Here is a 24,670-nt window from a genome sequence, read left to right on the forward strand (position 1 = left end):
AAGCGGATGAGGATGAGTCATTATAGACATGATAAAAATTTTCGTGGAACAAGTCACTTGGCAAATCGTTCACAACGTAGACAACGGACCTTAAAAGAGAATGATACGCTGAAAAAAGACAGTTCTCATACTCATACCATGAGGCAACAGACGAATTTCCGGATGTGGAAAAGTGGCAAACGTTGGGTTTATGGTGCAACTTCTTTGATGCTTCTTGCAGGAGGGATTGAGCCAGCTTTTACACCACTTATGCTTAAGACAGTTGTACAGGCGGCGACAGCGACAACTACTGGGCTGACGGGATCGGGAGCAGCCGTCAAGATGCCAGCCTTAACAATTGGCTCTGGGTTATCAGGTTATACTACTGCTGGGAGTTTAGCGACACTGACGGGAGGGGCTGCATGGGGACAATCCGGCTCTGGCTATACGCCAGCTTGGTCAGGGAGTAGTGTGACCTTAGTAAGTGCTGCGGCTACTCCTCAAGCAGGTTATGCAAGTCTGAACGCTATCATCAATGCTGCATCAGCATTTTCAATTTCTGTTAGTGCCGCGAGTGGTCCGTATGCTTCTGGGTATAATCCTGGAGCAGGTTACGGCTTCTTACTTGTACCTGCTGGCGAAAGCTTTACGGGAGGGCAAAATTTAAATACAGCAAATGCAGTCGGTGATGGGATTGCTGGTCTTAACAATGCTATTTTTGCAGGTCGAGATCAATATGTTGGCACAGGTGATGGAAGTTTTCAAACATCGAGTACGGCAGTGATACTCGCCACAAACGGTGCGGGGGCAGTTGGTACGTTGAACGGGGGACAAAATAACGCTTGGAGTAGTAGTGCAGCAACGGGAACAAATCCTTGGATTGCTTCCGTGCCCTACTCAAGTGTGGCTAACTCTAGCGCCTATGACAGCATGGCTTTGACTTGGGCGCCGAGTGCTGGGACGACAACGGGTACACTCACGATGACCATCAATGGTAATACGTTGACTTATACAAATTTGACCTTGCAATCAAATATGCAATTAGGTCTTCAGGCGGCACATGGCTCTCAATACTATCTTGCTAATACTCTTTCGATTAACTCTTATTCAGCAACGATGGCACAATCTCCTATTGCGGTCAATTACATCAATACTTCAACTTCGGCAACTGTTTATAAAAAAAGTACTGACACAATCACTGCTGATATTGGTGCAAGAGTTGGTGTTGTGGCAAGTGGTGCACCAGCTGCGTCGGATGCGTATGACTTTGCAGCACCATCCTTTGCGGGCTATACTTATTCTGGTGCGACAGCGCCTGTCATTGTTGGCGGGGGAACTTCTTCAATTTCGGCTTACTACACACCAAACTCTCAGTCTGCGACCTTTAATTATTCACTTGCAGCAAACACGCCGGGTTCTGCTTGGGGGGCAACGTCATCTGCATCCGTGACGAGTGGCTATACAGATGGAGTGATTCCTGCGCCGTCGGTGACGAGTGCGCCAGCGGGCTACACGACGAGCTATGTGTATGTTAACACAAGTTATTCGACGTTGACTTCGGCGGAGTCGGCTTATGACTCACAATATAGCGCTGCGGCGGGGACTTTTGCAGGCGCAGGTGCGAACCCAACGTTTACGATTGTTGCCTCTGCGAACTCACAAGCTGTGACAACGACAACGGCATGGACAGCGAGCAATACGCCGGGTGCGAGCTCAGCCGCAGCGACAGGCTCACTCCAAGCCAGTCTTCCAAGCGCCGTCCAGTATTCAAGTGCGACAACAGGAGCTATTTTAAGTAACGCAGCCTATTGGAACGCAATGGGTCGAACGCCTGCCAATATTCCTGCGGGTTACACTATTTCAACCATTAATTACAATGGCTATACTCTCTCTCAGGCATATAATAGTGCAGGTTCAGCGACGAGTATGTATCTCATGTCTGGAGGTAGCACGCTTGTGTCTTCATCAGGTTCTAACTTAGCGGTCTATGCTTATAGTGCGATGTCTTCTTCGGCTCAACCAGCAATGGTTTCTGCTTTTACCGTGCCTGCGAGCAGTACGGAGATGGACTTTACCTATGCGGCGAATAGCGCTGCACAGGGAGAGATTTATCTGAAAACACAGGCTTCTAGTGGAGCAGCGCTCACGTCTGGTGCATCATCTGCTGGCTCAAATTATGGCTATTATGCGCCGAACTCCACCTATAATGCATCGAGCGCCCCGACTTCGGCAGGATTTTCTAATGCAGCAAATACTTGGCGGATGACTACGGGGGAATATTATAATAGCTATGCAGTCTTTCCAACGGATGCAAGTCTTGCGGTGAAAGGCTACAGCTATAGTGTCTTGCTTTTGACAAGTGGTGGAGCTAACTCATCTTACGTTCCTACAGATGCGTCGTGGTCTTCTGCAGCAGCGGCAGGACCTTCTGGGGCATTACTTTCCGGAACAGCGGGGAGCTATGGTGCTCTATCGGGCTATAACTTTAGCACGATGTCAAGCGCTGCATCTTTAGCAACGGTTGCTGCGGGAAGTAATGGTTTGATTAGCACGGGTAAAATCGCTAACTTTGCAGTCGTCTATACACCGATTACAGCAACTGTAACGACTAAAAATACACTACTTGCGACGGGTTCAACTTGGAAGAGAACAGATAATATTAGCTCTGTTACAGATACCAATGGGAGCTCTACAGATTCGACGTACATAAATGGAAATATTAATGTTACTGTGACAGGGCCTAATGGTTATTCTGCTACAACTCCTAACATGAATGTTCCGGGAACTTATACGATTAACTATACGTATACAGACCCTGTAAATATGGCTACAACGACGAAAACAGCAACCGTAACGGTTGTCGGAGCTTATGGCTTTAGTACGAGTGTCGGGATAGACCAAAGTATCACAGGAACTGAAAGCAATCAAACCCTTGGACAAAACAGCTACGCGAGCCCCAATGATGTCAATGTCATCGCAGATAATACACCTTTTACTAGTCTAGCAGCAGGTGCAACAGTAACCAATGCGACGGTTTCCAATCTCCAGTTTGCAGATAATAATGGGAATAGCGCCACATCAAAGCTACAACTGAGTGACATCACAGTAACGAATGCAGGAAAAGTATTGATTGCTTCGGGTAAACTCAACCAATCAGGAACCTACAGCTTTTTAGTGACTTATACCTACACCAATAGTGCAGGACAGACTGTATTAGTCAGTACGACAGATACGATTACTGTGGCGCCACCGTTTGAGCTTCCATTTGCAGGAAGCTGGTTGACACCAAGTGTCCTTGCTCTCCTTGCTTTTGGACTATTGACGAGTGCTTTTATCATCAAACGTAGAAAAGTAGAAGTGAATTATGAAGGAAAAACAAAAACGAAGGATTAATTCTTCGTTTTTTTGCTTGAGAAGAATTGTGAATTTTCTGTGGGAGCACTAGTTTATACTAGTGCTTTTTTTATTTTCTAATGGACGAGTTAATGCTTGTTGAAGCGTTTTCTAAAAATAGAGTGACATTTTGCAAAGTTTGTGATAAAATAAGAGAGATAATTTAGGATGGGGGAGAGTGGCTTGGCTATAAAAAAGACATATCGCGTGAAACGTACAAAAGATTTTAATCAAATTTTTTCTGCGAAACATAGCTATGCTAATAGGAAATTTGTTATCTACAAGTTGAATACGAAACAGCCACATTTTAGAGTGGGACTTTCTGTGAGCAAGAAACTCGGTCATGCTGTGGTTAGAAATCGGATAAAAAGATTGATAAGGCACGCTGTTGCTGAATTTTCATCGAATCTTACAAAAGAGGATTTTGTGATTATTGCGAGGGCAGGTGTACAAGAACTTAACTTTGAAGAAGTAAAAACAAATCTCAAACACGTATTGAAATTATCAAAAATTTATGTAGATGGAGAAAACGATTGAAGAAAAAAATAACTTTACTCTCAATGATGGGTGTTGCTCTTGTCTTTTTGTCGGCGTGTGGTCGTGCAGCTGTGACAAGTCAATCTTCTAATCTTTGGGACAAAATAGTTTATGGATTTGCTCAAATCATTCGCTTCTTGTCTTTTGGTGGCTTAACTGGTATTGGTATCATTTTATTTACAATTATCATTCGTGCGGCGCTTTTGCCTCTAATGAATATGCAAATTAAGTCTAGCCAAAAGATGCAAGAAGTACAGCCTGAAATTAAAAAAATTCAGCAAAAATATCCTGGTAAAGACATGGATTCGCGCCAAAAGCTTCAAGATGAAACACAGCGACTTTATGCCGAGAATAATATTCATCCAATGATGGGCTGTTTGCCACTTGTTGTTCAAATGCCCGTTCTTTGGGCTTTGTATCAATCTTTGTCCCGTGTGGATTTCTTGAAACATGGTACATTCCTTTGGTTTGATATTGGAGCAAAGGACCCAACATTTATTTTGCCAATCTTGGCTGCAATATTTACTTTCTTGAGTTCATATCTCATGATGAAATCTGCGCCAGAGCGCAACATGATGACAACAAGTATGACTTACATTATGCCAATATTTATCTTTTTTATGGCATTCAATATTGCAAGTGGTATCGCACTTTACTGGGTGGCTTCAAATGCTTTCCAAGTGTTCCAAACAATGCTTATAGCAAATCCATGGAAAATAATTGCAGCGCGTGAATCAAAAGTTCAGGTAGAAATAGATAAAGTAAAAGCACGCGAAAAAGCAATGAAAAAAGCAAGAAAAAAATAATCTAAAAAAATTCTATTCCATGATAAAAATTTGTCATGGAATAGAAAAAACATAATATATACAGGAGTAGTTTATAATGGCTATTTTTACTGGTGAAACAGTTGAGGACGCGATTGAACGCGGACTAAACAGACTTGGTGTGAAACGTGAAAATGTTCATATTCATGTTGAACAAAAAGAGAAAAAAGGCTTCTTAGGTTTTGGAAAAAAACGCGCACGCGTTAATATTGAACCTATTCATGAAGAAACAATTCGTAAAGCAGACCATCTTGCTGAGCGTGGTGTTGAAGATGTCAATCTTGGTGTTCCAAAATCACGTTCTGCAATGGATGCAACACTTGAACTCAGTCAAGTGGTAAAAGCTGTTCGTGCAGCTGAAAAAGAAAAAAGTGGGGAAATCACTGAAGAAGAACGTAATGCGATTATTGAGGCGGCAAAAGAAACTGTTGTTCAAAATCGCAATACAGATGAACTTTCAGATATTCCAGAAGCACTTGCTAAAGAAGTAGCACAACAAGAAGAAAAAAGTTCTAGTATCAAAGAAGATGAAGAAAAAATCATCAGAAAAATTTCAAGTTATCTTACAACGATTACACAGGAAATGGGAATTGCAGCGCGCGTGAGTGTGTCTGGTGACAGTTCTTTGATTGTATTTAATCTTAATTCTGAACATGATGCGTTATTGATTGGAAAACACGGAAAGATTTTGCAAAGTTTGCAAGTTTTGGCAAAAGCTTATGCAAACAGTATTCTTAATACACGTATGAATATTGCTGTGAACGTTGGCGATTATCATGAGAAACGTAAGGCTTATATTGCAAGTTTGGCTCATCGCGCGGCAGAACGTGCACGTACAGGTGAGACAGTCTATATCAATGATTTACAATCTAATGAACGTAAAATTGTACATACAATAATTGCACAGGAAAATGGTGTCTCTAGTCATTCTGAGGGGCAAGAGTTCAATCGCTATATTGTTGTTTCTAAAGAAATTTAATCTTGACAAACGCAGAGACATAGTGTAAAATTGTAAAGTATGCTTTGGACATTAACGATATTAGTTATTAAGAAGCGCAAAACTGAAGAAAGGAACACCGCAAGAACGGTGGTACTGCTGTAAAAAGGTAGTACTAGGACTATACACAATGAAACGTACTTATCAACCTCATAAAAAACCACGCAAAACAACTCACGGATTCCGTGCACGCATGGCTACTAAAAATGGACGTCGTGTCCTTGCAGCTCGTCGTCGCAAAGGACGTGCTTCACTTACAGTTTAATGTAAAATAAAAACTGGCCATTTGGTCGGTTTTTTGTTTCTCAAATAGGAACATAATATTTAAACCGTTTACAGGAAATGTGTTATAATAAGAATATCATTAAAAATAAGTGAGGTTACCATGAAAAAAATTCAAATCGGTGATATGAATGCCAGTCAAATCGTACTTGGTGTGATGCGTATCAATGAACAAGGTAAAAATCCAGTTGCTGCTTTGGAAGCTGCTTATGCTGGTGGAATTAATTTCTTTGATAATGCGGATATCTATGGTGCTGGCGAATGTGAAACTATCTTCGGTGAAGCGCTGAAAAAAGCGAGCTTTTCTCGTGATGATGTGTATGTTCAGACAAAAGTTGGTATTCGTCCGGGGATTGCTTTTGATTTCAGTAAGAAGCACATTGTGGAGTCTTTGGAAGGTTCTTTGAAACGTTTGGGATTGGACTATGTTGATAGTTTGCTTTTGCATCGTCCTGATACATTGATGGAGCCTGAGGAAGTTGCTGCGGCATTTGATGAACTTGAAAAATCTGGTAAGGTACGTTATTTTGGTGTTTCCAATCAAAATGCGGGACAAGTGGAATTGCTTAAAACAGCTGTGAAACAACCTTTGATTATGAATCAACTTCAATTTGGTGTGATGCACACGGGAATGATTGATGCTGGTATTCATGTTAATATGACGGATGAGGGTTCTATCAACCATGATAATGGGTTGCTTGAATATTCAAGAATTAACAAAATGACAATCCAAGCATGGTCGCCTTTCCAATATGGCTTGTTTGAAGGTGTTTTTGTCGGAAATGATAAATTTCCTAAATTAAATGCAAAATTGCAAGAGCTTGCTGATAAATATGGTGTTACACCGACTGGTATTGCGATTGCATGGATTAATCGCCACCCTGCAAATATTCAAACAGTTATTGGAACGATTACACCAAGTCGTATTACTGAGGTTTGTGATGCGAGCGATGTTGTGTTGACACGTGAAGAATTTTATGAAGTTTATCTTGCTGCTGGCAACATTTTACCTTAAAAAGAGAAATGAAAGATTTGGGAGTTTGATAAACCTCCCTTTTTGTTTCATTTTTATGTGTTTAGTGAGCGAAAAGGATTGAAAAAAACAGTAAAATAGCTTATAATATGTAGTATAGCTGAAAATTGATAGTCTGTCAGATTGGCAGAAAAAGGAGGTGTCTTATGGGATTTACAGATGAAACCGTTCGTTTTGAATTTGGTGACTCAGATAAAAAAGAAATTAGTGAAACACTTGTTAATGTTTATGATGTGTTGAAAGCAAAAGGCTACAATCCAATCAATCAAATTGTTGGGTATGTTTTGTCAGGTGACCCTGCTTACATTCCTCGTCATGATGATGCACGTAATAAAATTCGCCGTTTTGACCGCGATGATATTGTTGAGGAGTTGATTAAAGATTATCTTACAGCTCATGGTGTGCAACTCTGATGTTCAGTAGGATTTTAGGATTGGATGTCGGCACAAAAACGGTTGGTGTTTCTGTGAGTGATTTGCTTGGAGTGACAGCTCAGCCTATTGAAACTATCAAGATTGATAGTGAAGCTGGCGACCTTGGCTTTGAAAGATTGGCCGAATTGATAAAAGAATATAAACCATCAAAAATTGTGATTGGTTTACCCAAACACATGAATAATGATGAGGGAATTCGTGCAGAAGCTTCACGCGATTATGGCGCGAAAGTGACTGAACGTTTTTCTGTTGAAGTTGACTATCAAGATGAGCGACTGACAACAATGCAAGCAGAACGAGTGTTGATTGATGGCGGTGTACGGCGTAAAGACCGTAAAAAATCTATTGATAAACTTGCGGCTGTTTTGATTTTGCAAAATTATTTGGATTCACATAAATTTTAAGTAAAAAATTATTCTATTAGAAATGATGGAATTGAAAATGAGGGGAATACATGGCACATACACACGATCACGGGCATGAACACGAAGATGAAAATCGTTATATCACACTTGTTGATGATAATGGAAGCGAAAGTCTTTATGAAATTCTTTTGACGATTGATGGTCAAGAAGAATTTGGGAAAAATTATGTACTCGTGATGCCTGTTGATGGCGAAGAAGATGAAAATGGTGAAGTTGAAATTCAAGCTTATTCATTTACACAAAATGAAGATGGTACAGAGGGAGACTTGACACCAATTCCTGAAGGCGCTGATGAGGAATGGGATATGATTGAAGAAGTCTTTGATAACTTTATGGAACAACAAGACGACGAAGACTAAACATTTGTGGTAATAAAAAGAGAGACGATGTTCTCTTTTTTTGTTGTGTGAAATTAAAAGAGTTTGTAATAAATCTTGTGGTTTAGGTGATATTGAGGCTGTGAGGGATTTTTTTCTTCTCTAAAAAATCAGAAAATTTTCGACATTATTGAGTAAGCTCGCTTTTTTTGATATAATTCTTTTAACGAGATTAAAACGAATTATTATTTACTCGCTAAAAAACTTCTTTTTGAGAAGTCTCGGAGGACTCCATGTCAAATACATACGGGTCACGCTCTTTGAAGCGTGAACGCGATAACTCAGAACATATAGAAAATTTAACCACGGATGGTTTAGAAATGGAAGATACTCAGAGCATTCCTAAACGGATACCTCGTTCGGAGTTGACCCGTAAACGTGAACACGAATTGGTTTTTTCGATTAGCTCTTGGGCGGTATATGGAATTATTGCACTTGCTTCGTTTCTTTTGAGCTTTAGTTTTTATACTTTTCCACTTTTTAATAATCTAGCTACACCGGAGCAGTCACAAGCTCTTTACTCTGGATTTGCAATGCAACAAGGTTTAACTCCTTTTAATGACTTTCATGGTATAGGTGGTTCGTTATTTTATTTGATAAATTGGTTGGGAAATATTACTGGAAATTCAATCGTGCTTTATCTTTTTGAATTGCTGGCTTTATTTGCTAGTGGTGTGTTTGCTTATCATTTAGCGCTTAGGCAGGCGGAGAAACATAATGCTGGAATTATCATTGCTATTGCGACTTTGCTTGCTGTGGCGGGTCTAGGACGAGGGGGAGATGCACCTACACTTTTTGCATTACCTTTTACTTTATGGGCGGTAAATTTCTTTGAAAATTATTTTCATAGAGAAGTGCGTGATGAGAAATTTATCTTGTTTGGTATTGTAGGGGCTGTTGTGTTTGTTATTTCACCTTTGATGTCACTTTTCTTTGTCGTCTCAATCATAGCGCTCTTTATATATAATGTTACACATCGTCGAGTTGGACGAGGTTTCTATCAGGCTTTGTCATCTATTTTTGGGATTTTAATTGTGGGGTATTTGACGGCTTACTATGCTTTGAATGCTCAGACACTTTATACTTCTATTGAGCAGTCGGTTTTAATTCCATTTTCAACTTTGGGTATTCATGGTAACTTTTTGCTTACTCTTGCGAAATCTGTTATTCTGATTTTAATTTTTGGATTGGTGACAAAGTTTGTACATGGGATTGCTCAAATAAAAGATGGTGGAGAAGCTACTGTTTGGTATGTATGTTTGCTCATTGGAGCGGTGATTATGACGATTACGGTTGTCCTTGCGCCTAGCTTTGATAGTTCAAACTTTCTTGCTATTTTACCTTTTGTTATTGTCTTTTCTGGTCGTAGTTTGCAAACGGCTGTTGATGAAAAGCGGAGCTTACTTTTAACATATCTACAAAATAATCTTTTTGCGCCTGTTTTGGCACTTTTGTTTGTGATTGCAGCGCCGATTGCTTATAATGTACTTAATCACTCCACTTTTTCAGAGGAACGTTCGATTGCGCAATATGTTAAGGAAAATACGACTAAAAAGGATAAAGTTTTTGTGCTTGCGGCGGATAAAAATATCAATTTATTATCAAAACGTGTGGCTTCAATAGATACTGTTCCTAGTTACTATCCGTTAAAATACAATCAAAGTTTTGATTCACGAATGAGTGAGACAAAGGATAAGTATATTGTTATTGAGGCGGGACAGAAAATGCCGACAAGTGTACATACTGTGCTACAAAACAATTATAAGCCTGTACAAGCTAATGAAAAATATTTTATGATTTATCAAAAAAAGTAAGTGAATTGAGCGAGAAGTAGAGGAGCAACCGTGGGCAGTAAGATTGAAACCTCGTCTTGACGCGAGTTGAGAGACTTTTTGTTCAAGATACTGCCAGTTTGTTTAGGACAAATATGGAGGAGAGAAAATGAAAGATTTTCAAAAATCGCATAAACTTGACTATGTTAGTTATGATATTCGTGGCCCTGTACTTGATGAAGCGCAACGGATGCGAGCCAATGGTGAAAGAATCTTACGTTTGAATACAGGAAATCCTGCAGAATTTGGACTTCTTGCTCCAGATGAAGTGGTTCGTGATTTGATTATGAATGCTGTGGATAGTGAAGGCTATAGTGACTCAAAAGGAATTTTTAGCGCGCGTAAGGCAATCATGCAGTATTATCAGCTGAAGCATTTTCCTAATATTGATATTGATGATATTTATACGGGAAATGGTGTTTCTGAGCTTATCGTGATGTCAATGCAGGGCTTGCTGGATACAGGAGATGAAGTGCTTGTGCCAATGCCTGACTATCCTTTATGGACGGCGGCGGTTTCTCTTGCTGGTGGAACGGCGGTTCATTATATGTGTGATGAACAGGCTGGTTGGTTCCCTGATGTTGATGATATTCGGGCGAAGATTACTCCAAATACAAAGGCTATCATTTTAATCAATCCTAATAATCCTACGGGGGCGGTATATTCTAAGGAAGTATTGCTTGATATTGTGCAGGTGGCGCGGGAGAATGAGTTGATTATTTTCTCGGATGAAATCTATGACCGTTTGGTGATGGATGGTGCGACACATACTTCGATTGCGACTTTGGCACCTGATTTATTTGTGGTGACGATGAGTGGGCTTTCTAAATCACATCGAATTGCAGGTTTTCGTGTGGGTTGGATGATTTTGTCGGGAGATAAATCAAATGTTAAGGGCTACATTGAGGGGCTGAATATGTTGGCTTCGATGCGCCTTTGCTCGAATGTTTTGGCGCAGTCTGTGGTTCAAACGTCGCTTGGGGGAACGCAATCGGTAGATAAGTTGCTTTTGCCTGGGGGAAGAATTTTTGAGCAACGAGACTTTATTTATAATGCTGTCAATGCTATTCCTGGTTTGTCGGCTGTTAAACCTCATGCTGCCTTTTACATTTTCCCTAAAATTGACCGAGAAATGTACAAAATTGATAATGATGAACAATTTGTGTTGGATTTCTTGAAACAAGAAAAAGTATTGCTTGTTCATGGACGTGGTTTTAATTGGGAACAGCCAGACCATTTCCGGATTGTTTATCTGCCACGTGTGAGTGAATTGGCAGAAATTCAGGAGAAAATGGAGCGCTTTTTAAGTCAATATAAGCGTTAGAGGTGGCTTTAAATAAAATTTTGTGAAATTCGTTTCTTTTTCACTGATATAAAGAATTTTCTGACGATTCTTATTGATTTTTGAAAATATGTATGTTATAATATGTTTAGAAAATTATTTGAATTGAAAATAGGAGAAAAAAGTGGTTACATTACTTGAAAAAACACGCAGAATTACAGCAATTTTGCAAGATGGTGTTTCTGATTTACAGCAGGACTTGCCATATAGCAGCATGACGGAGCGTCTTGCTAATGTGATTGATTGCAATGCTTGCGTTATTAACACTAAAGGTGAGGTACTTGGTTATTCTTTGCCTTACGATACTAATAATGAACGGGTCAGCCAGTTTTTCCATGACCGTAAGTTGCCTGAAGAATATGTTCGTGCGGCTGTACGTATCTACGATACGCTTGCAAATGTTGCTATTGACCAACCTTTGGCAATTTTCCCTGAGGAATTGTTGGGTGATTATCCAAATGGCGTGACAACATTGGCACCTATCTATGGTTCTGGGATGCGTCTTGGAACGTTCATTATGTGGCGCGATAAAGAGCCATTTACTGATGATGATTTGATTTTGGTAGAATTGGCTGCTACTGTCATTGGTGTTCAACTTTCTAACTTGAAACTTGAACAAATGGAAGAAAATATTCGTAAAGATACGATGGCAACAATGGCTGTGAATACTTTGTCTTATTCTGAAATGAAAGCTGTGAAAGCAATTATTGAAGAATTGGATGGTTCTGAAGGTCACGTGATTGCTTCTGTGATTGCAGATAAGATTGGGATTACACGTTCAGTTATCGTGAATGCTTTGCGTAAATTGGAATCTGCTGGTGTGATTGAATCACGTTCGCTTGGTATGAAGGGAACTTATCTTAAAGTTTTGAATGATGGACTTTTTGATAAATTGGCTGGTCGTAATTTCTAAAACTTGAATTTATACTGAAATGAGTAGATTTATCTTGATTTGTAGAGAGTGTCTGGTGGGTGAAAAGGCGCATGAAAGATAGATTGAAGAACACATTTTGGTGAGACATTTTTTGTAAGATGGTCTCAAAATATTTTGTGGAAACACACGCTTACCACGTTACGGTTTTTGAGGTTGTCTGTTGACAATGAATAAAGGTGGCACCACGTTTTCGTCCTTATGAACGATTTCGTGGTGCCTTTTTATTTTCTTAAAGTCACTGGGAAAAGATTTTTTAAGTGACTGTGTAATATAAATTGACTGAATTTTGAAAAAAAGAGGTAATAGAATGAAAACATTTATCGGAAGATATGGAAAAGAAAAAGTAGGGCAAACTGTGACGGCGCAAGGCTGGGTGGCAAATATCCGTAACCATGGGAAAATTGCTTTTATTGAATTGCGTGACCGTGAGGGGATTTTGCAGGTCGTTGTGAATGATAAATGTCCTGATTTTGAGTTATTGACAGATATGACACGAGAGACGATTTTGGCTGTGACGGGGGAAGTTGTTGAACGTGTGGCGCGCTATGTTAATCCGCATATCAAGTCTGGCGAAGTGGAATTGTTTGCTGAGAAGATTGAGGTGATTTCGCGGGCGAAACATTTGCCATTTGAGCTGGATGCGCATTCTGAGGCGGGCGAGGAAATTCGTGAGCGCTATCGCTATTTGGATTTGCGTCGGGAGAAAATGACGGAGAATTTGCGTTTGCGCCATAATGTGATGGCTGCGGTGCGTAACTATTTGAATGGCGAGGAATTTTTTGAGATTGAAACACCTTATTTGGCGAAGTCAACGCCAGAGGGGGCGCGTGATTTTCTGGTGCCGAGTCGCTTGCAACAAGGAGAATTTTATGCACTGCCACAGAGTCCACAGATTTTGAAACAGTTGTTGATGAGTGCTGGATTTGACCGTTATTATCAGATGGCGCGCTGTTTCCGCGATGAGGATTTGCGTGGCGACCGTCAGCCTGAATTTACACAGATTGACTTGGAAATGAGTTTTGTAAGTCAGGAAGAAGTGCAAGAGACTGTAGAGCAGATGGTCAAACACATTGTCAAAAAGACGAAGGATGTCCAATGTGTGGCAGCTGGTCAGTATATTTCTGACAAAACTGTCAAAAATGTTTTGGACTTTGAAACGTCATTTCCGCAGATGTCTTATGATGAGGCGATGCGCAGATTTGGTTCGGACAAGCCTGATACACGTTTTGGTATGGAGTTGGTTGATGTGACGGCGGCTTTGCAAGCTGCAACTTCTTTGACACTTAAAAAGTGGCTGGCTGATGATGGTGTGATTCAAGCAATTTGTGCAAAGGGAGCAGCTGGTAAATTTAGCAAGCATGAGCTGGAAGAATTGCAACAGTTGGTCAAAAATTTCAAGGTGAATTTTGCGGTGGCGCCTGTGGAAAATGGGGCGATTGCTGGAAATATGGCAACGAGTTTCAAAGTTGCTTCTGATGAGATTTTGACAGCTCTGTCAGCAACTGATGGGGACGTACTCTTCTTTGTCGGTGGGCAGAAAAAACGAGTGCAGGAGGCGCTTGGTGCGCTCCGTGTGCGTGTTGCTCCAAAATTGAATTTGACAGATTCGTCAAAACTAAATTTCCTCTGGGTGACAGATTTTCCATTGCTGGAATTTGATGACACTGAAAAACGCTATAAAGCCATGCACCACCCATTTACACGGGCATCAGTCAGTGCTGAAGAATTGGAAAAATCACCTGAAACGGCGAAATCATTTGCTTATGACCTTGTGCTTAATGGTTATGAAGTTGGTGGCGGAAGTTTGCGTATTTATCAACGTGAAATGCAAGAGCAGATGTTTGCCTTGCTTGGCATGGAAAAAGCGAATTATGAACGTGATTTTGGATTTTTGCTGGAAGCGATGGATTACGGCTTTCCACCACATGGTGGCTGTGCGCTGGGACTTGACCGATTTGTCATGTTGCTTGCTGGTGAGGAAAATATTCGTGAAGTGATTGCCTTTCCGAAAAATGGAACGGGACGTGATTTGTTGCTGGAAGCACCGGCTGAGGTTGCACCGGCACAACTGCGTGACCTGCGTTTGAAAAATGTCTGATTTGCAGTTGACAGAAAAAATTCGTCTGACAGAAATACTGGCAACGACGGAAGATTTTTTGACAGAACTGTCAAAAGCGCTCAAACTCTATCAGGACAAGACCATTCAGCAACAGGTCAATGCTACGGAACAGGGCTATGATTTGGCGCAGGTCGAGGCAATGTACCGTTATCAGCTGACGCACGGCAGGCTTTGGTACATCTACGTTGACAATGATTTTGCTGGAGACTTTGCGATTTCTGATGACGATGAGATCGCGATTGTCCTGTCAAAAAACTATCAGCAGCAAGGTGTGGCAACGGCAGTTTTGCAATACTTTTTGACAGTTTCGTCAAAAATATTTTGGGTAAAAATTGCTGAAAAAAACTTACCCAGTCAGCGTTGTTTTGAAAAAAATAATTTCGTCAGTACAGGAAAAGTAGAGGAAAATGGCAAAATTTACTTAAAATATTCTGTCAAAACAGACAATGGTCATCAATACAAAAAGTAGTGAAATTTGGTATAATTAAGAAGATTGAACTCTGAAAAAAGGAGAGAAAAATGAGTCAAATTACGACAGAACAAGTCAAGCACGTGGCGACTCTGGCAAAACTTGAATTTCCAGAAAATGAAATCCAAGGTTTCACAGACACACTTGGCAAAATTATTGATATGATTGAAACCCTCAACGAAGTGGATACGACAGGTGTTGACTTCACGATGAACGTTGCGGACAATCTCAGCCGAATGCGCGAAGATGTCGCTGTTGCAGGTTGGAATCGTGAAGCGTTGCTCAAAAATGTGCCAACGACTGAAAATGGCTTTATTCAAGTGCCAGCGATGATTGCTGATGGAGGTGATGCCTGATGACTTTTAACGACAAAACGGTCAAAGAACTCCACGAACTCCTTGTCAATAAAGAAATTTCAGTGACAGAATTGACAAAAGCAACGCTCGAAGATATCAAGGTACGTGAAGAGCAAATCGGTGCATTTCTCAATGTGACAGAAAAAGAAGCTCTGGCACAAGCTGCGGAAATTGATGCACGTGGTGTGCGCGCAGAGGTATTGACAGACGGTATTCCGCTGGCCGTCAAAGATAATATCGTCACGAAAGATATTGAAACAACTGCCGCTTCAAAAATCTTGAAAACCTGGATGCCACCTTACGATGCGACGGTCACAGAAAAACTCTATGACAAGGGGATGATTATTGTCGGTAAAGCCAACATGGATGAATTTGCCATGGGTGGTTCTGGTGAGAATTCAGCAGTCAAACCAACGAAAAATGCTTGGAACCAGAAAAAAGTTCCTGGCGGCTCATCATCTGGCTCAGCTTCGTCTGTCGCTTCAGGCGAAGTGCGTTTGTCACTCGGTTCAGATACAGGAGGCTCTATTCGCCAGCCTGCAGCCTTTAACGGGATTGTCGGCTTGAAACCAACTTATGGTCGTGTGTCACGTTTTGGTTTGATTGCTTTTGGAAGTTCGCTTGACCAAATCGGTACATTTGCACCGACTGTTGAAGAAAATGCCGAATTGCTCCAAGTTATTTCTGGTTATGATGCAAAAGATAGCACCAGCTCAAACGTCGCTGTACCAGACTTTGGCAGCAAAATCGGTAAAGATATCAAGGGTATGAAAATTGCCTTACCAAAAGAATATTTTGGTGAAGGCATTGACGAAAAAGTCAAAGAGCAAATCCTCAAAGCAGCAAAACATCTTGAAAGCCTTGGTGCGACAGTTGAAGAAGTCAGCTTGCCACACTCAAAATATGGCGTTGCGGTGTATTACATCATTGCCAGCTCGGAAGCCAGTTCAAATTTGCAACGTTTTGACGGGATTCGTTTTGGTTATCGCGCCGACCACATTGAAAACCTCGAGGATGTTTATGTGAAATCTCGTTCAGAAGGTTTTGGAGATGAAGTGAAACGTCGGATTATGCTGGGAACATTTAGTTTGTCAGCAGGTTATTATGATGCCTATTTCAAAAAAGCTGGACAAGTGCGAACTTTGATTATTCAAGATTTTGCAAAAGTTTTTGAAAACTATGATTTGATTTTAGGCCCAACAGCACCAACGGTTGCCTATGATTTGGGAACACAATCGCACAATCCTGTTGCGATGTACTTGGCAGATTTGTTGACAATTCCTGTCAATTTGGCTGGGTTGCCAGGTATTTCAGTGCCTGCAGGCTTTGTTGATGGCTTACCTGTCGGAATGCAACTGATTGGAAAACGTTATGACGAAGAAACACTTTATCAAGTGGCTGCAGCATTTGAAGCAACAACAGACTATCATAAACAACAACCCGTGATTTTTGGAGGTGATAAATAATGAATTTTGAAACAGTAATTGGACTTGAAGTCCACGTGGAACTTAACACAAATTCTAAAATTTTCTCTCCAGCTTCAACAAGTTTTGGTTCTGACCCTAATACGTCAACAAATATCGTTGATTGGGGCTTGCCAGGTGTCCTGCCAGTGCTAAACAAAGGTGTTGTTGACAGCGGAATTAAAGCTGCTTTGGCACTGAAAATGGCGATTCATCAAAGTATGCACTTTGACCGGAAAAACTATTTCTACCCTGATAATCCAAAAGCTTATCAAATCAGTCAGTTTGATGAACCGATTGGTTATAATGGGTCGATTGAAATTGAGCTTGAAGATGGTACACGAAAAAATATTCGTATTGAACGGGCGCACATCGAAGAAGATGCAGGAAAGAACACACACGGTACAGACGGCTATTCTTACGTTGATTTGAACCGTCAAGGTGTTCCATTGATTGAAATCGTCTCAGAAGCTGATATGCGCTCTCCTGAGGAGGCTTACGCTTATCTGACGGCACTTAAGGAAATCATTCAATATACGGGCGTTTCTGACGTCAAAATGGAAGAAGGCTCGATGCGTTGTGATGCCAATATTTCGCTACGTCCTTATGGGCAAGAAGAATTTGGGACAAAAACAGAGCTGAAAAACTTGAATTCCTTTAACTTTGTACGTCGTGGACTGCAATATGAAGTAGAACGTCAAGCAAAAGTGTTGCGTGCTGGTGGCGAAATTCGTCAGGAAACACGTCGTTTTGATGAAAAAACGAGTGAAACAATCCTGATGCGTGTCAAAGAAGGTTCTTCTGACTATCGTTATTTCCCAGAACCTGATTTGCCACGTGTGGAAATTTCTGATGAATGGATTGAAGAAGTGCGTGAAACCTTGCCAGAATTTCCAAAAGAACGTCGGGCAAAATATCTCTCTGAATTTGGTTTGAATGATTATGATGCACGTCAAATTACGTCCAGCAAAGCAACTTCTGATTTCTTTGAAAAAGCAGTTGCGCTTGGAGGAGATGCAAAACTTGTCTCTAACTGGCTGCAAGGTGATGTTGCACAATATTTGAACGCTGAAAATCTGGAATTGAAAGATATTAAATTGACACCAGAAAATCTCACAGAAATGTTGCGGATTATCGCTGATGGTACAATTTCAAGTAAAATCGCTAAGAAAGTCTTTCTCGAACTTGCGAAAAATGGTGGTTCAGCAGAAGAATTTGTTAAGAAAGCTGGTCTGGTACAGATTTCTGACCCAGCACAACTTTTGCCACTGATTCACGAAGTCTTTGCGAAGAATGAAAAATCTATCGCTGACTATAAGAGCGGGAAACAAAATGCAGCGAAAGCTCTCGTTGGTCAACTGATGAAAGCTACAAAAGGTCAAGCTAACCCACAAGTTGCGCAAAAACTCTTGTTTGAAGAACTTGATAAACAGTGATTTTGAAAAATCTCCTAAGGGGGATTTTTTTGCGTGCTTCTCTACTGTAAAAAAGAGTGGTTTTTATGCTATAATACATAAAAAGTAAGAATTAAGAAGGGGAAATTATCATGAAAGCAGTCAGAGATGCGACATATTGGGCAGAGCAGGTACGTTCAGGAGAAATATCCGCGGCTGAGTTGCTTGACTATACTTTGATGAAGATTGAGCACCTCAACCCGCAGTATAATGCTGTTATTGCACATGATATTTTGCAAGCAAAACAGGACTTGCCAAAGACTAGGCAAGGTTTTTTTGCTGGAGTTCCTTTTCCTTTGAAAATGCTGGGACAAAGTCATGCTGGATTGCCAGCAACGGCGAGTTCTCGACTTTTTGAAAATGATGTGGCAACACGTGATAGCTATTATGTGACGAAGCTGATGGAAGCTGGTTTTACACCTTTTGGACAGACAAATGCACCTGAGTTTGGCTTCAAAAATATCACAGACTCTGCATTGTATGGCGATACACGGAATGTTTGGAACTTGGCTCATTATTCGGGCGGTTCATCTGGTGGGGCTGCTTCTGCGGTTGCTGCTGGTATGTTTCCTATTGCTGGGGCTTCTGATGGTGGTGGTTCTATACGCATTCCTGCGAGTTTTTCGGGGCTAATTGGCTTGAAAATGACACGCGGACGAATGCCACAAGGTCCGGATGGTTTTAGGAGCTGGCAGGGCGCATCAATCGCTGGTGCGCTGACTGTTTCTGTGCGTGATACGGCGCGATTTGTTGCGGAAATGCAGGTGGTACAAGAAGCAGCACCTTATCAGGCACCTTTACTTGATAAAGAGCGTTTGTTGACAATTTCTGAGCCTAAAAAGCGTTTGGATATTGCATTTTCGTTAGAAGCACCTATTGCTGGGATTGAGATTTCTGATGATGCGAAAAATGCTGTGCTTAATGCTGTTGCATTTTTGAAAAGTCAAGGGCATCATGTTTATGAAGTGCCTTTTCCTCTTGATGCGCGTTATTTGATTGAGAGTTATTATCAGATGAATGCGGCGGAAACGGCTGCGATGCTTTTGCCTTGGGAAAGAATGGCAGGGCAGAAATTGACGAGCGATGCTGTTGAATTATTGACTTATGCTTTGCTGGAAACTGGGAGAAAAACACCTGTTGCGAGCTATATTGATGCGCTGGATGAGTGGGATGATGTGGCAGCGATTTTCGAGAAAAATATTTTTGAAGATTATGATGCGTTTTTGACACCGACTACTGCGAAAACAGCTCCTAAAATTGGTGAGGAATTGATGAGTTCTGAAGTCCTTGAAAAAATGGGCAACATTGCGGATAAGTCTTTTGCTGAGCAACTTGAGATTATTGAGGAAGCTTTTGAGCGTTCACTTGCTTATTCGCCTTATACTTTCATTAGTAATTTGACGGGACAGCCGGCTATTTCTTTGCCTGTTTATGTGTCTGATACGACAAATTTGCCAATGGGCATTCAATTTTGGGGACGAAAAAATAGTGAGATTGAGCTGTTGGAGATTGCTAAAGAGTTTGAAAATCATGGACAGTTTCGTCTGCCTGATTATTATTGCTGATAAATTTTTTGACAGACTTGTCAAAAAATTTTTTAGTTAAAATTTAGTTTTGGTTGAGTAGAAGTTAAGTGAAGATGAGTAGAATATATTTATTCCAATAAAAAAATTTTTCATGATGTTTACTCCTAAATAAAAAACGAGCGTCTGGTTAGCGCTCATTTTTTTATACTGGGAGTTTTTGATTTTTGGGGATTTCGATGGTTTCATTTTTTCGGAATTGGCGAATCATGCGAATAGTAGTTGGGATGAGGATGGAAGTTGAGCCAATCCATGCGGCAGGGCTGGCGGAGATAATCACAGAATAATTTAATAAAAGAACACCGATAATCGCAACACCAGCACGGAAAACAAGTTCCATAAATCCACAGATGGTCGGGATTTTTGCATTGCCCAATCCTTGAATGGTCGAACGTGTCACAAATAAAATCGCAAGTAGCCAGTAAAATCCGCCATTTCTTAGGTAATATTCACTTGCCATTTTGATGACGGCAGACTGGTCTGGCGAGATAAATGCGGTCGTGAAGTAAAAGTTAAACACATTGAGGACAATCGCGAAGAAAATTGCCCAGCCGACGGCAATCGCAATCGAGCGGTAAAGTCCTTGATTTATCCGACGAAATTGCTTCGCACCGTAATTTTGTGCGGCAAATGTTGCCATACCAAGTCCCATAGTAATCATGGGAAGCATGGCGAGTTGGTCAATCTTGGAAACGATAGCTTGCGTGGCGACAGCGTTTGTCCCCATCTTGTTGAGCGCGATTTGCATGGTAATGGAACCAATCGCAATAATTGATGATTGGAAGCCCATTGGCACACCTAAACGAGCATGATGATTGAATTCTTTGCGGTCGAACTTTAGTAAATCTCGTGTGATGTTGAAATCTGGAACTTTGCGTTTGATGTAGATAAAAAGATAGGCAACGGAAATTGCTTGAGCTAGAATTGTAGCGGAGCTTGAGCCAATCAGTCCAAGATGAAAAACGAGAATGGCGACATATTCAAAAATAATGTTTAAAATACTTGCAACAATCAAAGCGTACAAGGGCGTTTTGGAATTTCCCAGCGCTCGAATGGCATTTGAGAGATAAGCATAAAGGTTTGAAGCTATCATTCCACCGAGCATGATGGTGAGAAAGACTTTTGCTCCCTCAAAAATCGCAGTTGGTGTTTGCATGACTTGCAAAAGTTGTCCGACGAAAATCACGGAAATGACACTGAGAACAATCGAGATGACGACGGTAAAGTAAAGTCCTGTCACAAAGGATTTTTTTACGGCGAGTTTGTCTTTTGCACCAAATCGCTGTGCAGTCAAAATCGTCAGTCCAGCAGTCATTCCCTGAGCAAATCCGACAATCAAAAAGTTGATGGAGCCGGTTGCACCAACGGAAGCTAAAGCGTCCTTTCCTAAAGTTTGTCCGACAATCAGTGTATCTGCGGTATTGTAAAGAACCTGAAAAAAGTTTCCCAGCAGTAATGGGAGGGTAAATGCAATCAGTCCTTTAAAGATATTCCCTTTGGTTAAATCTTTCATGAAGTTTTCGTGTTAGCGCTTTCTATAATGGCTTTTTTCTTTGGCAAGCCTATAAATTTCTATCTTTATATTTTAGACTTTTTGTTGCTAGAAAGCAATGGGAATTTTGTTTTATTTTAGAGAAAATATTTTATCTTCTTAATGACGATTGGCAGTTGATGATTTTTGACGATAAAAAAACCGCCTTGCGGCGGAAATAAATTTTTTAATTATTTAGTAACGTTGATTGCTTGAGGTCCGCGTGGGCCATCTTCAAGATCAAAGTTCACTTTTTGTCCTTCTTCAAGAGTTTTGAAGCCGTCGCCTTGGATTGCTGAGAAGTGTACGAATACATCTTTTCCATCTTCAGCAGTGATAAAGCCAAAACCTTTAGTGGCGTTAAACCATTTAACTGTTCCTTGTGCCATTTTGATACATCCTTTCTTAAATTCCGTAAATCGTGTTTAGGAAAAGTGTAGCAAATAGCAAACATAATCTTAAAACAAAAACTTACAATTTCATGTTATCATAGATAGTATGAAAAGTAAAGCAGAAATTCGACAAAATGTGATAAATTTGTTAAAAAATTTTGATATAGACGAAAAAAAGCGACAAACAGGAGAAATTTTAACTGATTTGACTCAGTCAAAAATCTGGCAGAAATCGCATAAAATTGCACTTTATATGCCTATGACGATGGAATTTGACCTGCGAAAACTTTTTGACAGTTCTGTCAAAAATGATAAAATGAAAAAGAAAGAAATTTTAATTCCGAAAACTTTGTCAAATCATCAAATGATTTTTGTCAAATATGATTCAGCAGATTTGGAACGTTCGGATTTTGGTATGTTAGAGCCAAAAAATTGTCAGGAGGAAATTCCTGATTTGATTGTTGTGCCGGGTTTAGCATGGAATGAAGTGGGATTTCGCATTGGATTTGGTGGTGGATATTATGATCGTTATCTGAGTCATTTTTCGGGGGCAACGGTATCGGTTGCTTATGATTTTCAGCGGATTGATTTTGTCAATGAAGCGCATGATAAAGCTGTTCAACAAGTATTTACAGGGAGAAAATAAATGGATTTTGAAGCAATAAAAAAAGATTTTAATCAACACAAAGCAACTTATATTTTGACGATTGTGACGCTGGCGATTTGGCTGGGACAATACGTGACTTTTGGCAATCAAGCGACGGCTTGGCAAAATATTGTTCAAGTTGGTGGACTTTACAAACTACAGATGCTTGTAGACCCAAGCCAAATGTGGCGCTTGTTTACGGCGATTTTTATTCACATTGGCTGGGGACACATCATGATGAATATGTTGACACTGTTTTTCATCGGGAGACAAGTCGAAGAAATCTTTGGCTGGCGCAGTTTTGCGGTGATTTACCTCCTTTCGGGGATATTTGGAAATGCGTTGTCATTTTTCATCACACCAGCTGGCGGCGTTTCGGCTGGTGCATCTGGCGCTATTTTTGGGATTTTTGGTGCGGTTGCAGGGCTTGGCTATTTCACAGGAATGCCAGCATTCAAGCAGATTGGCAAGACTTTTCTCGTGTTGATTGTGATAAATCTCGTTTATGATATGTTTGATTTAGGAACAATCAATATCTGGGCGCACATTGGTGGTGCGGTTGGTGGTTTATTGCTCTCAGCGATTTTCCCACCAAAAGCGTTGAAACGTGCCATTCCTCCACATTATCGCCTAATTTCGAGCATAGTGATGCTTGTGCTTTTTGTCGCTTTTCTTGTTATTCCCTTTGTTTATTAGAAATGGAGCTGTGAGATGAAGATAGAACACATCGGACTTTTTGTTCAAGATTTAGAAAATATGAAAATTTTTTATGAGCATTATTTTGGCGCTGTGGCGGGAGAAAAGTATCACAATCCAAAAACAAGCTTCCAATCCTATTTTTTGAGTTTTACAGATGGCGCGCGTCTTGAAATTGGGACACGAGAAGATTTGACAGCTTTGTCAAAAAATTCTCCTACACATTTTGGCTATGCTCATCTAGCGATTTCACTCGGTTCAGCCGAAAAAGTCGATGCACTCACTCAGCAATTTCGCAAAGATGATTTCACTGTCAAATCTGGACCAAGAACCACAGGGGACGGTTATTACGAAGCTGTCATCATTGACCCAGAGGGCAATGAAATCGAACTGACCATCTAAAAATTTTTTGACAGAACTGTCAAAAAAGATTTTCATGCCAAAAAGTACTTCACATTTTTTGACAGTTTTGTCAAAAAATTTTTTTATGATAAAATAAAGCCATGAATACGAATACAAAAAAAGAATTACTAGATTTGACAAAATATGCTTTTCACAAGCCAATCACAGGAGGAGACGAAGCCTTTTATCGCCTGCTTGATGTTGCTCAGCCCTATATTCACAGAGAAAATAATCTTTTGACCTCAATGATTATTGATATTCCTTTTAATATTTACTGGAAAAATAGCACAGTAAAAATGCTCGGAATAGGCTATGTAGCAAGCTATCCAGAGTACAGAGGAAATGGCGCCATCCGCAAACTCATGACGGAAATCCTGCAAGACAACTACAAAAAAGGAACAGCCATTTCCTATCTTTCCCCATTTTCCTATGATTTTTACCGAAAATTTGGCTACGAATATGCTTTTGACAAAAAAATCTACACAGTCAAAGCCACAGATTTTCCAAAAGGAAAACGCACAGCAGGTAAAATAACGCGCCAAACGCTCAGCGAAGCTCAAAAAGACCTCCAAGAAATCCATGAGCAACTTGACAATCAAGGAAGTGTCAAACGCGACAACTTTGCTTGGGATTATTATTTCAACTACAAATCTCAACCCTATTTTGCGATTTACAAAGAAGATGAAAAAGCGCTTGGTTACTTGATTTATGACTTTGACGGTATGACTTTTACAATCAAAGAACTCGCTTTTCTGAGTCAAGATGCAAAACAAGCTCTTTATCATTTTATCAATAGTCACGCCGCGAGTTTTGACACCATTACATGGACAGCCCCAGCAAATACACAGCTGGAGTACGACTGCCCAGAACCAGCTCGTTTGCAGATTATTCAGCATCCTCATATGATGGCGCGCATTGTCAATCTCCAAGAATTTTTAAAAATCAATGGAACACCAGATTTTGCAGCAACAATTACTGATGATATCCTCCCAGAAAATAACATCACAGTAGGCAATGGCAAAGCACAAACCATGACAATCGGAGAATTTACAGCAAAAATCTATCGAGAAAATCTCGTCATTCTCCGTGAAGAATTTTAAATTTTAATAACAGAAAAATAACGAAAAGATAACATAGAAACTAACATTAAAAATTGGTATAGATTTTAAA

24 protein-coding genes are annotated in these 24,670 nt (G+C 40.4%); 22 read left to right on the plus strand and 2 right to left on the minus strand.

Annotation, left to right across the window (positions count from 1 at the left end):
- Positions 1-12: 12 nt before the first annotated feature.
- From KJS36_RS09670 to KJS36_RS09755, 18 genes are all read left to right on the plus strand, one after another.
- Entirely contained in the window at positions 13-3,372 is a 3,360-nt protein-coding gene (locus tag KJS36_RS09670; RefSeq protein ID WP_213536711.1) for a KxYKxGKxW signal peptide domain-containing protein, read from the plus strand.
- Positions 3,373-3,540: 168 nt separating this feature from the next.
- A complete protein-coding gene (gene rnpA / locus KJS36_RS09675) occupies positions 3,541-3,909 on the plus strand; it encodes a ribonuclease P protein component (protein WP_213536712.1) in 369 nt (122 codons plus the stop codon).
- The gene (locus KJS36_RS09680; protein ID WP_213536713.1) at positions 3,906-4,715 is read left to right on the plus strand and encodes a YidC/Oxa1 family membrane protein insertase; all 810 of its coding nucleotides are present in this window, start codon (positions 3,906-3,908) and stop codon (positions 4,713-4,715) included. Before rnpA ends, KJS36_RS09680 begins: the two co-directional genes overlap by 4 nt.
- Before the next feature lie 76 nt (positions 4,716-4,791).
- The gene (gene jag, locus KJS36_RS09685; protein WP_213536714.1) at positions 4,792-5,712 is read left to right on the plus strand and encodes an RNA-binding cell elongation regulator Jag/EloR; all 921 of its coding nucleotides are present in this window, start codon (positions 4,792-4,794) and stop codon (positions 5,710-5,712) included.
- Between the two features lie 148 nt (positions 5,713-5,860).
- Positions 5,861-5,995 carry a 50S ribosomal protein L34 gene (gene rpmH, locus KJS36_RS09690; protein WP_003135255.1) on the plus strand — a complete coding sequence of 45 codons (135 nt, stop codon included), beginning with the start codon at positions 5,861-5,863 and terminating at the stop codon, positions 5,993-5,995.
- Between the two features lie 120 nt (positions 5,996-6,115).
- Positions 6,116-7,027 carry an aldo/keto reductase gene (locus tag KJS36_RS09695; RefSeq protein WP_213536715.1) on the plus strand — a complete coding sequence of 304 codons (912 nt, stop codon included), beginning with the start codon at positions 6,116-6,118 and terminating at the stop codon, positions 7,025-7,027.
- A gap of 164 nt (positions 7,028-7,191) precedes the next feature.
- A complete protein-coding gene (locus tag KJS36_RS09700) occupies positions 7,192-7,458 on the plus strand; it encodes an IreB family regulatory phosphoprotein (RefSeq protein WP_213536716.1) in 267 nt (88 codons plus the stop codon).
- On the plus strand, positions 7,458-7,883 hold the full coding sequence (gene ruvX, locus KJS36_RS09705) for a Holliday junction resolvase RuvX (RefSeq protein ID WP_213536717.1): 426 nt from the start codon (positions 7,458-7,460) through the stop codon (positions 7,881-7,883). The genes KJS36_RS09700 and ruvX overlap by 1 nt, the downstream gene beginning before the upstream one ends.
- A gap of 50 nt (positions 7,884-7,933) precedes the next feature.
- Complete coding sequence (locus KJS36_RS09710) at positions 7,934-8,263, plus strand: DUF1292 domain-containing protein (RefSeq protein WP_213536718.1); 330 nt, start codon at positions 7,934-7,936, stop codon at positions 8,261-8,263.
- A 251-nt stretch (positions 8,264-8,514) separates the two neighbouring features.
- Complete coding sequence (locus KJS36_RS09715; protein ID WP_213536719.1) at positions 8,515-10,095, plus strand: glycosyltransferase; 1,581 nt, start codon at positions 8,515-8,517, stop codon at positions 10,093-10,095.
- Positions 10,096-10,222: 127 nt separating this feature from the next.
- Positions 10,223-11,437, plus strand: coding sequence for a pyridoxal phosphate-dependent aminotransferase (locus KJS36_RS09720; protein ID WP_213536720.1), 1,215 nt, complete (start codon positions 10,223-10,225; stop codon positions 11,435-11,437).
- A gap of 142 nt (positions 11,438-11,579) precedes the next feature.
- A complete protein-coding gene (codY, locus tag KJS36_RS09725; RefSeq protein ID WP_213536721.1) occupies positions 11,580-12,368 on the plus strand; it encodes a GTP-sensing pleiotropic transcriptional regulator CodY in 789 nt (262 codons plus the stop codon).
- A 328-nt stretch (positions 12,369-12,696) separates the two neighbouring features.
- Entirely contained in the window at positions 12,697-14,487 is a 1,791-nt protein-coding gene (gene aspS / locus KJS36_RS09730) for an aspartate--tRNA ligase (RefSeq protein ID WP_213536722.1), read from the plus strand.
- Positions 14,480-14,977 carry a GNAT family N-acetyltransferase gene (locus KJS36_RS09735; RefSeq protein ID WP_213536723.1) on the plus strand — a complete coding sequence of 166 codons (498 nt, stop codon included), beginning with the start codon at positions 14,480-14,482 and terminating at the stop codon, positions 14,975-14,977. The genes aspS and KJS36_RS09735 overlap by 8 nt, the downstream gene beginning before the upstream one ends.
- A 50-nt stretch (positions 14,978-15,027) precedes the next feature.
- Positions 15,028-15,333, plus strand: coding sequence for an Asp-tRNA(Asn)/Glu-tRNA(Gln) amidotransferase subunit GatC (gene gatC, locus KJS36_RS09740; protein ID WP_213536724.1), 306 nt, complete (start codon positions 15,028-15,030; stop codon positions 15,331-15,333).
- Positions 15,333-16,799 carry an Asp-tRNA(Asn)/Glu-tRNA(Gln) amidotransferase subunit GatA gene (gene gatA / locus KJS36_RS09745; RefSeq protein ID WP_213536725.1) on the plus strand — a complete coding sequence of 489 codons (1,467 nt, stop codon included), beginning with the start codon at positions 15,333-15,335 and terminating at the stop codon, positions 16,797-16,799. The genes gatC and gatA overlap by 1 nt, the downstream gene beginning before the upstream one ends.
- Positions 16,799-18,232, plus strand: coding sequence for an Asp-tRNA(Asn)/Glu-tRNA(Gln) amidotransferase subunit GatB (gene gatB / locus KJS36_RS09750; protein ID WP_213536726.1), 1,434 nt, complete (start codon positions 16,799-16,801; stop codon positions 18,230-18,232). Before gatA ends, gatB begins: the two co-directional genes overlap by 1 nt.
- 110 nt (positions 18,233-18,342) lie before the next feature.
- Entirely contained in the window at positions 18,343-19,815 is a 1,473-nt protein-coding gene (locus KJS36_RS09755) for an amidase family protein (RefSeq protein WP_213536727.1), read from the plus strand.
- 163 nt (positions 19,816-19,978) lie between these two features.
- On the opposite strand, the gene KJS36_RS09760 is transcribed toward KJS36_RS09755, so the two are convergent.
- Positions 19,979-21,346, minus strand: a complete 1,368-nt coding sequence (locus tag KJS36_RS09760) for an MATE family efflux transporter (RefSeq protein WP_213536728.1) — start codon at positions 21,344-21,346, stop codon at positions 19,979-19,981.
- A gap of 209 nt (positions 21,347-21,555) precedes the next feature.
- Positions 21,556-21,753: a cold-shock protein gene (locus KJS36_RS09765; protein WP_213536729.1), complete on the minus strand. Its 198-nt coding sequence runs from the start codon at positions 21,751-21,753 to the stop codon at positions 21,556-21,558.
- A gap of 109 nt (positions 21,754-21,862) precedes the next feature.
- Here KJS36_RS09765 and KJS36_RS09770 point away from each other — a divergent pair, with 109 nt between their 5' ends.
- From KJS36_RS09770 to KJS36_RS09785, 4 genes are all read left to right on the plus strand, one after another.
- A complete protein-coding gene (locus KJS36_RS09770) occupies positions 21,863-22,402 on the plus strand; it encodes a 5-formyltetrahydrofolate cyclo-ligase (RefSeq protein ID WP_213536730.1) in 540 nt (179 codons plus the stop codon).
- Positions 22,403-23,098 (plus strand): rhomboid family intramembrane serine protease, encoded by a 696-nt coding sequence (locus KJS36_RS09775; RefSeq protein ID WP_213536731.1) that lies wholly within the window; start codon positions 22,403-22,405, stop codon positions 23,096-23,098.
- Between the two features lie 15 nt (positions 23,099-23,113).
- Positions 23,114-23,500, plus strand: coding sequence for a VOC family protein (locus tag KJS36_RS09780; protein ID WP_213536732.1), 387 nt, complete (start codon positions 23,114-23,116; stop codon positions 23,498-23,500).
- Between the two features lie 101 nt (positions 23,501-23,601).
- The gene (locus KJS36_RS09785; RefSeq protein ID WP_213536733.1) at positions 23,602-24,600 is read left to right on the plus strand and encodes a GNAT family N-acetyltransferase; all 999 of its coding nucleotides are present in this window, start codon (positions 23,602-23,604) and stop codon (positions 24,598-24,600) included.
- Positions 24,601-24,670: the final 70 nt, after the last annotated feature.

Source organism: Lactococcus nasutitermitis, from assembly GCF_018403765.1.
Taxonomy (GTDB): Bacteria; Bacillota; Bacilli; order Lactobacillales; family Streptococcaceae; genus Lactococcus; species Lactococcus nasutitermitis.

Coding starts and splice junctions, on each gene's coding strand:
- KJS36_RS09670 (WP_213536711.1), top strand. CDS start 13: ATGAGTCATTATAGACATGATAAAAATTTTCGTGGAACAAGTCACTTG.
- rnpA (WP_213536712.1), top strand. CDS start 3,541: ATGGGGGAGAGTGGCTTGGCTATAAAAAAGACATATCGCGTGAAACGT.
- jag (WP_213536714.1), top strand. CDS start 4,792: ATGGCTATTTTTACTGGTGAAACAGTTGAGGACGCGATTGAACGCGGA.
- rpmH (WP_003135255.1), top strand. CDS start 5,861: ATGAAACGTACTTATCAACCTCATAAAAAACCACGCAAAACAACTCAC.
- KJS36_RS09695 (WP_213536715.1), top strand. CDS start 6,116: ATGAAAAAAATTCAAATCGGTGATATGAATGCCAGTCAAATCGTACTT.
- KJS36_RS09700 (WP_213536716.1), top strand. CDS start 7,192: ATGGGATTTACAGATGAAACCGTTCGTTTTGAATTTGGTGACTCAGAT.
- ruvX (WP_213536717.1), top strand. CDS start 7,458: ATGTTCAGTAGGATTTTAGGATTGGATGTCGGCACAAAAACGGTTGGT.
- KJS36_RS09710 (WP_213536718.1), top strand. CDS start 7,934: ATGGCACATACACACGATCACGGGCATGAACACGAAGATGAAAATCGT.
- KJS36_RS09715 (WP_213536719.1), top strand. CDS start 8,515: ATGTCAAATACATACGGGTCACGCTCTTTGAAGCGTGAACGCGATAAC.
- KJS36_RS09720 (WP_213536720.1), top strand. CDS start 10,223: ATGAAAGATTTTCAAAAATCGCATAAACTTGACTATGTTAGTTATGAT.
- aspS (WP_213536722.1), top strand. CDS start 12,697: ATGAAAACATTTATCGGAAGATATGGAAAAGAAAAAGTAGGGCAAACT.
- KJS36_RS09735 (WP_213536723.1), top strand. CDS start 14,480: ATGTCTGATTTGCAGTTGACAGAAAAAATTCGTCTGACAGAAATACTG.
- gatC (WP_213536724.1), top strand. CDS start 15,028: ATGAGTCAAATTACGACAGAACAAGTCAAGCACGTGGCGACTCTGGCA.
- gatA (WP_213536725.1), top strand. CDS start 15,333: ATGACTTTTAACGACAAAACGGTCAAAGAACTCCACGAACTCCTTGTC.
- gatB (WP_213536726.1), top strand. CDS start 16,799: ATGAATTTTGAAACAGTAATTGGACTTGAAGTCCACGTGGAACTTAAC.
- KJS36_RS09755 (WP_213536727.1), top strand. CDS start 18,343: ATGAAAGCAGTCAGAGATGCGACATATTGGGCAGAGCAGGTACGTTCA.
- KJS36_RS09760 (WP_213536728.1), bottom strand. CDS start 21,346: ATGAAAGATTTAACCAAAGGGAATATCTTTAAAGGACTGATTGCATTT.
- KJS36_RS09765 (WP_213536729.1), bottom strand. CDS start 21,753: ATGGCACAAGGAACAGTTAAATGGTTTAACGCCACTAAAGGTTTTGGC.
- KJS36_RS09770 (WP_213536730.1), top strand. CDS start 21,863: ATGAAAAGTAAAGCAGAAATTCGACAAAATGTGATAAATTTGTTAAAA.
- KJS36_RS09775 (WP_213536731.1), top strand. CDS start 22,403: ATGGATTTTGAAGCAATAAAAAAAGATTTTAATCAACACAAAGCAACT.
- KJS36_RS09780 (WP_213536732.1), top strand. CDS start 23,114: ATGAAGATAGAACACATCGGACTTTTTGTTCAAGATTTAGAAAATATG.
- KJS36_RS09785 (WP_213536733.1), top strand. CDS start 23,602: ATGAATACGAATACAAAAAAAGAATTACTAGATTTGACAAAATATGCT.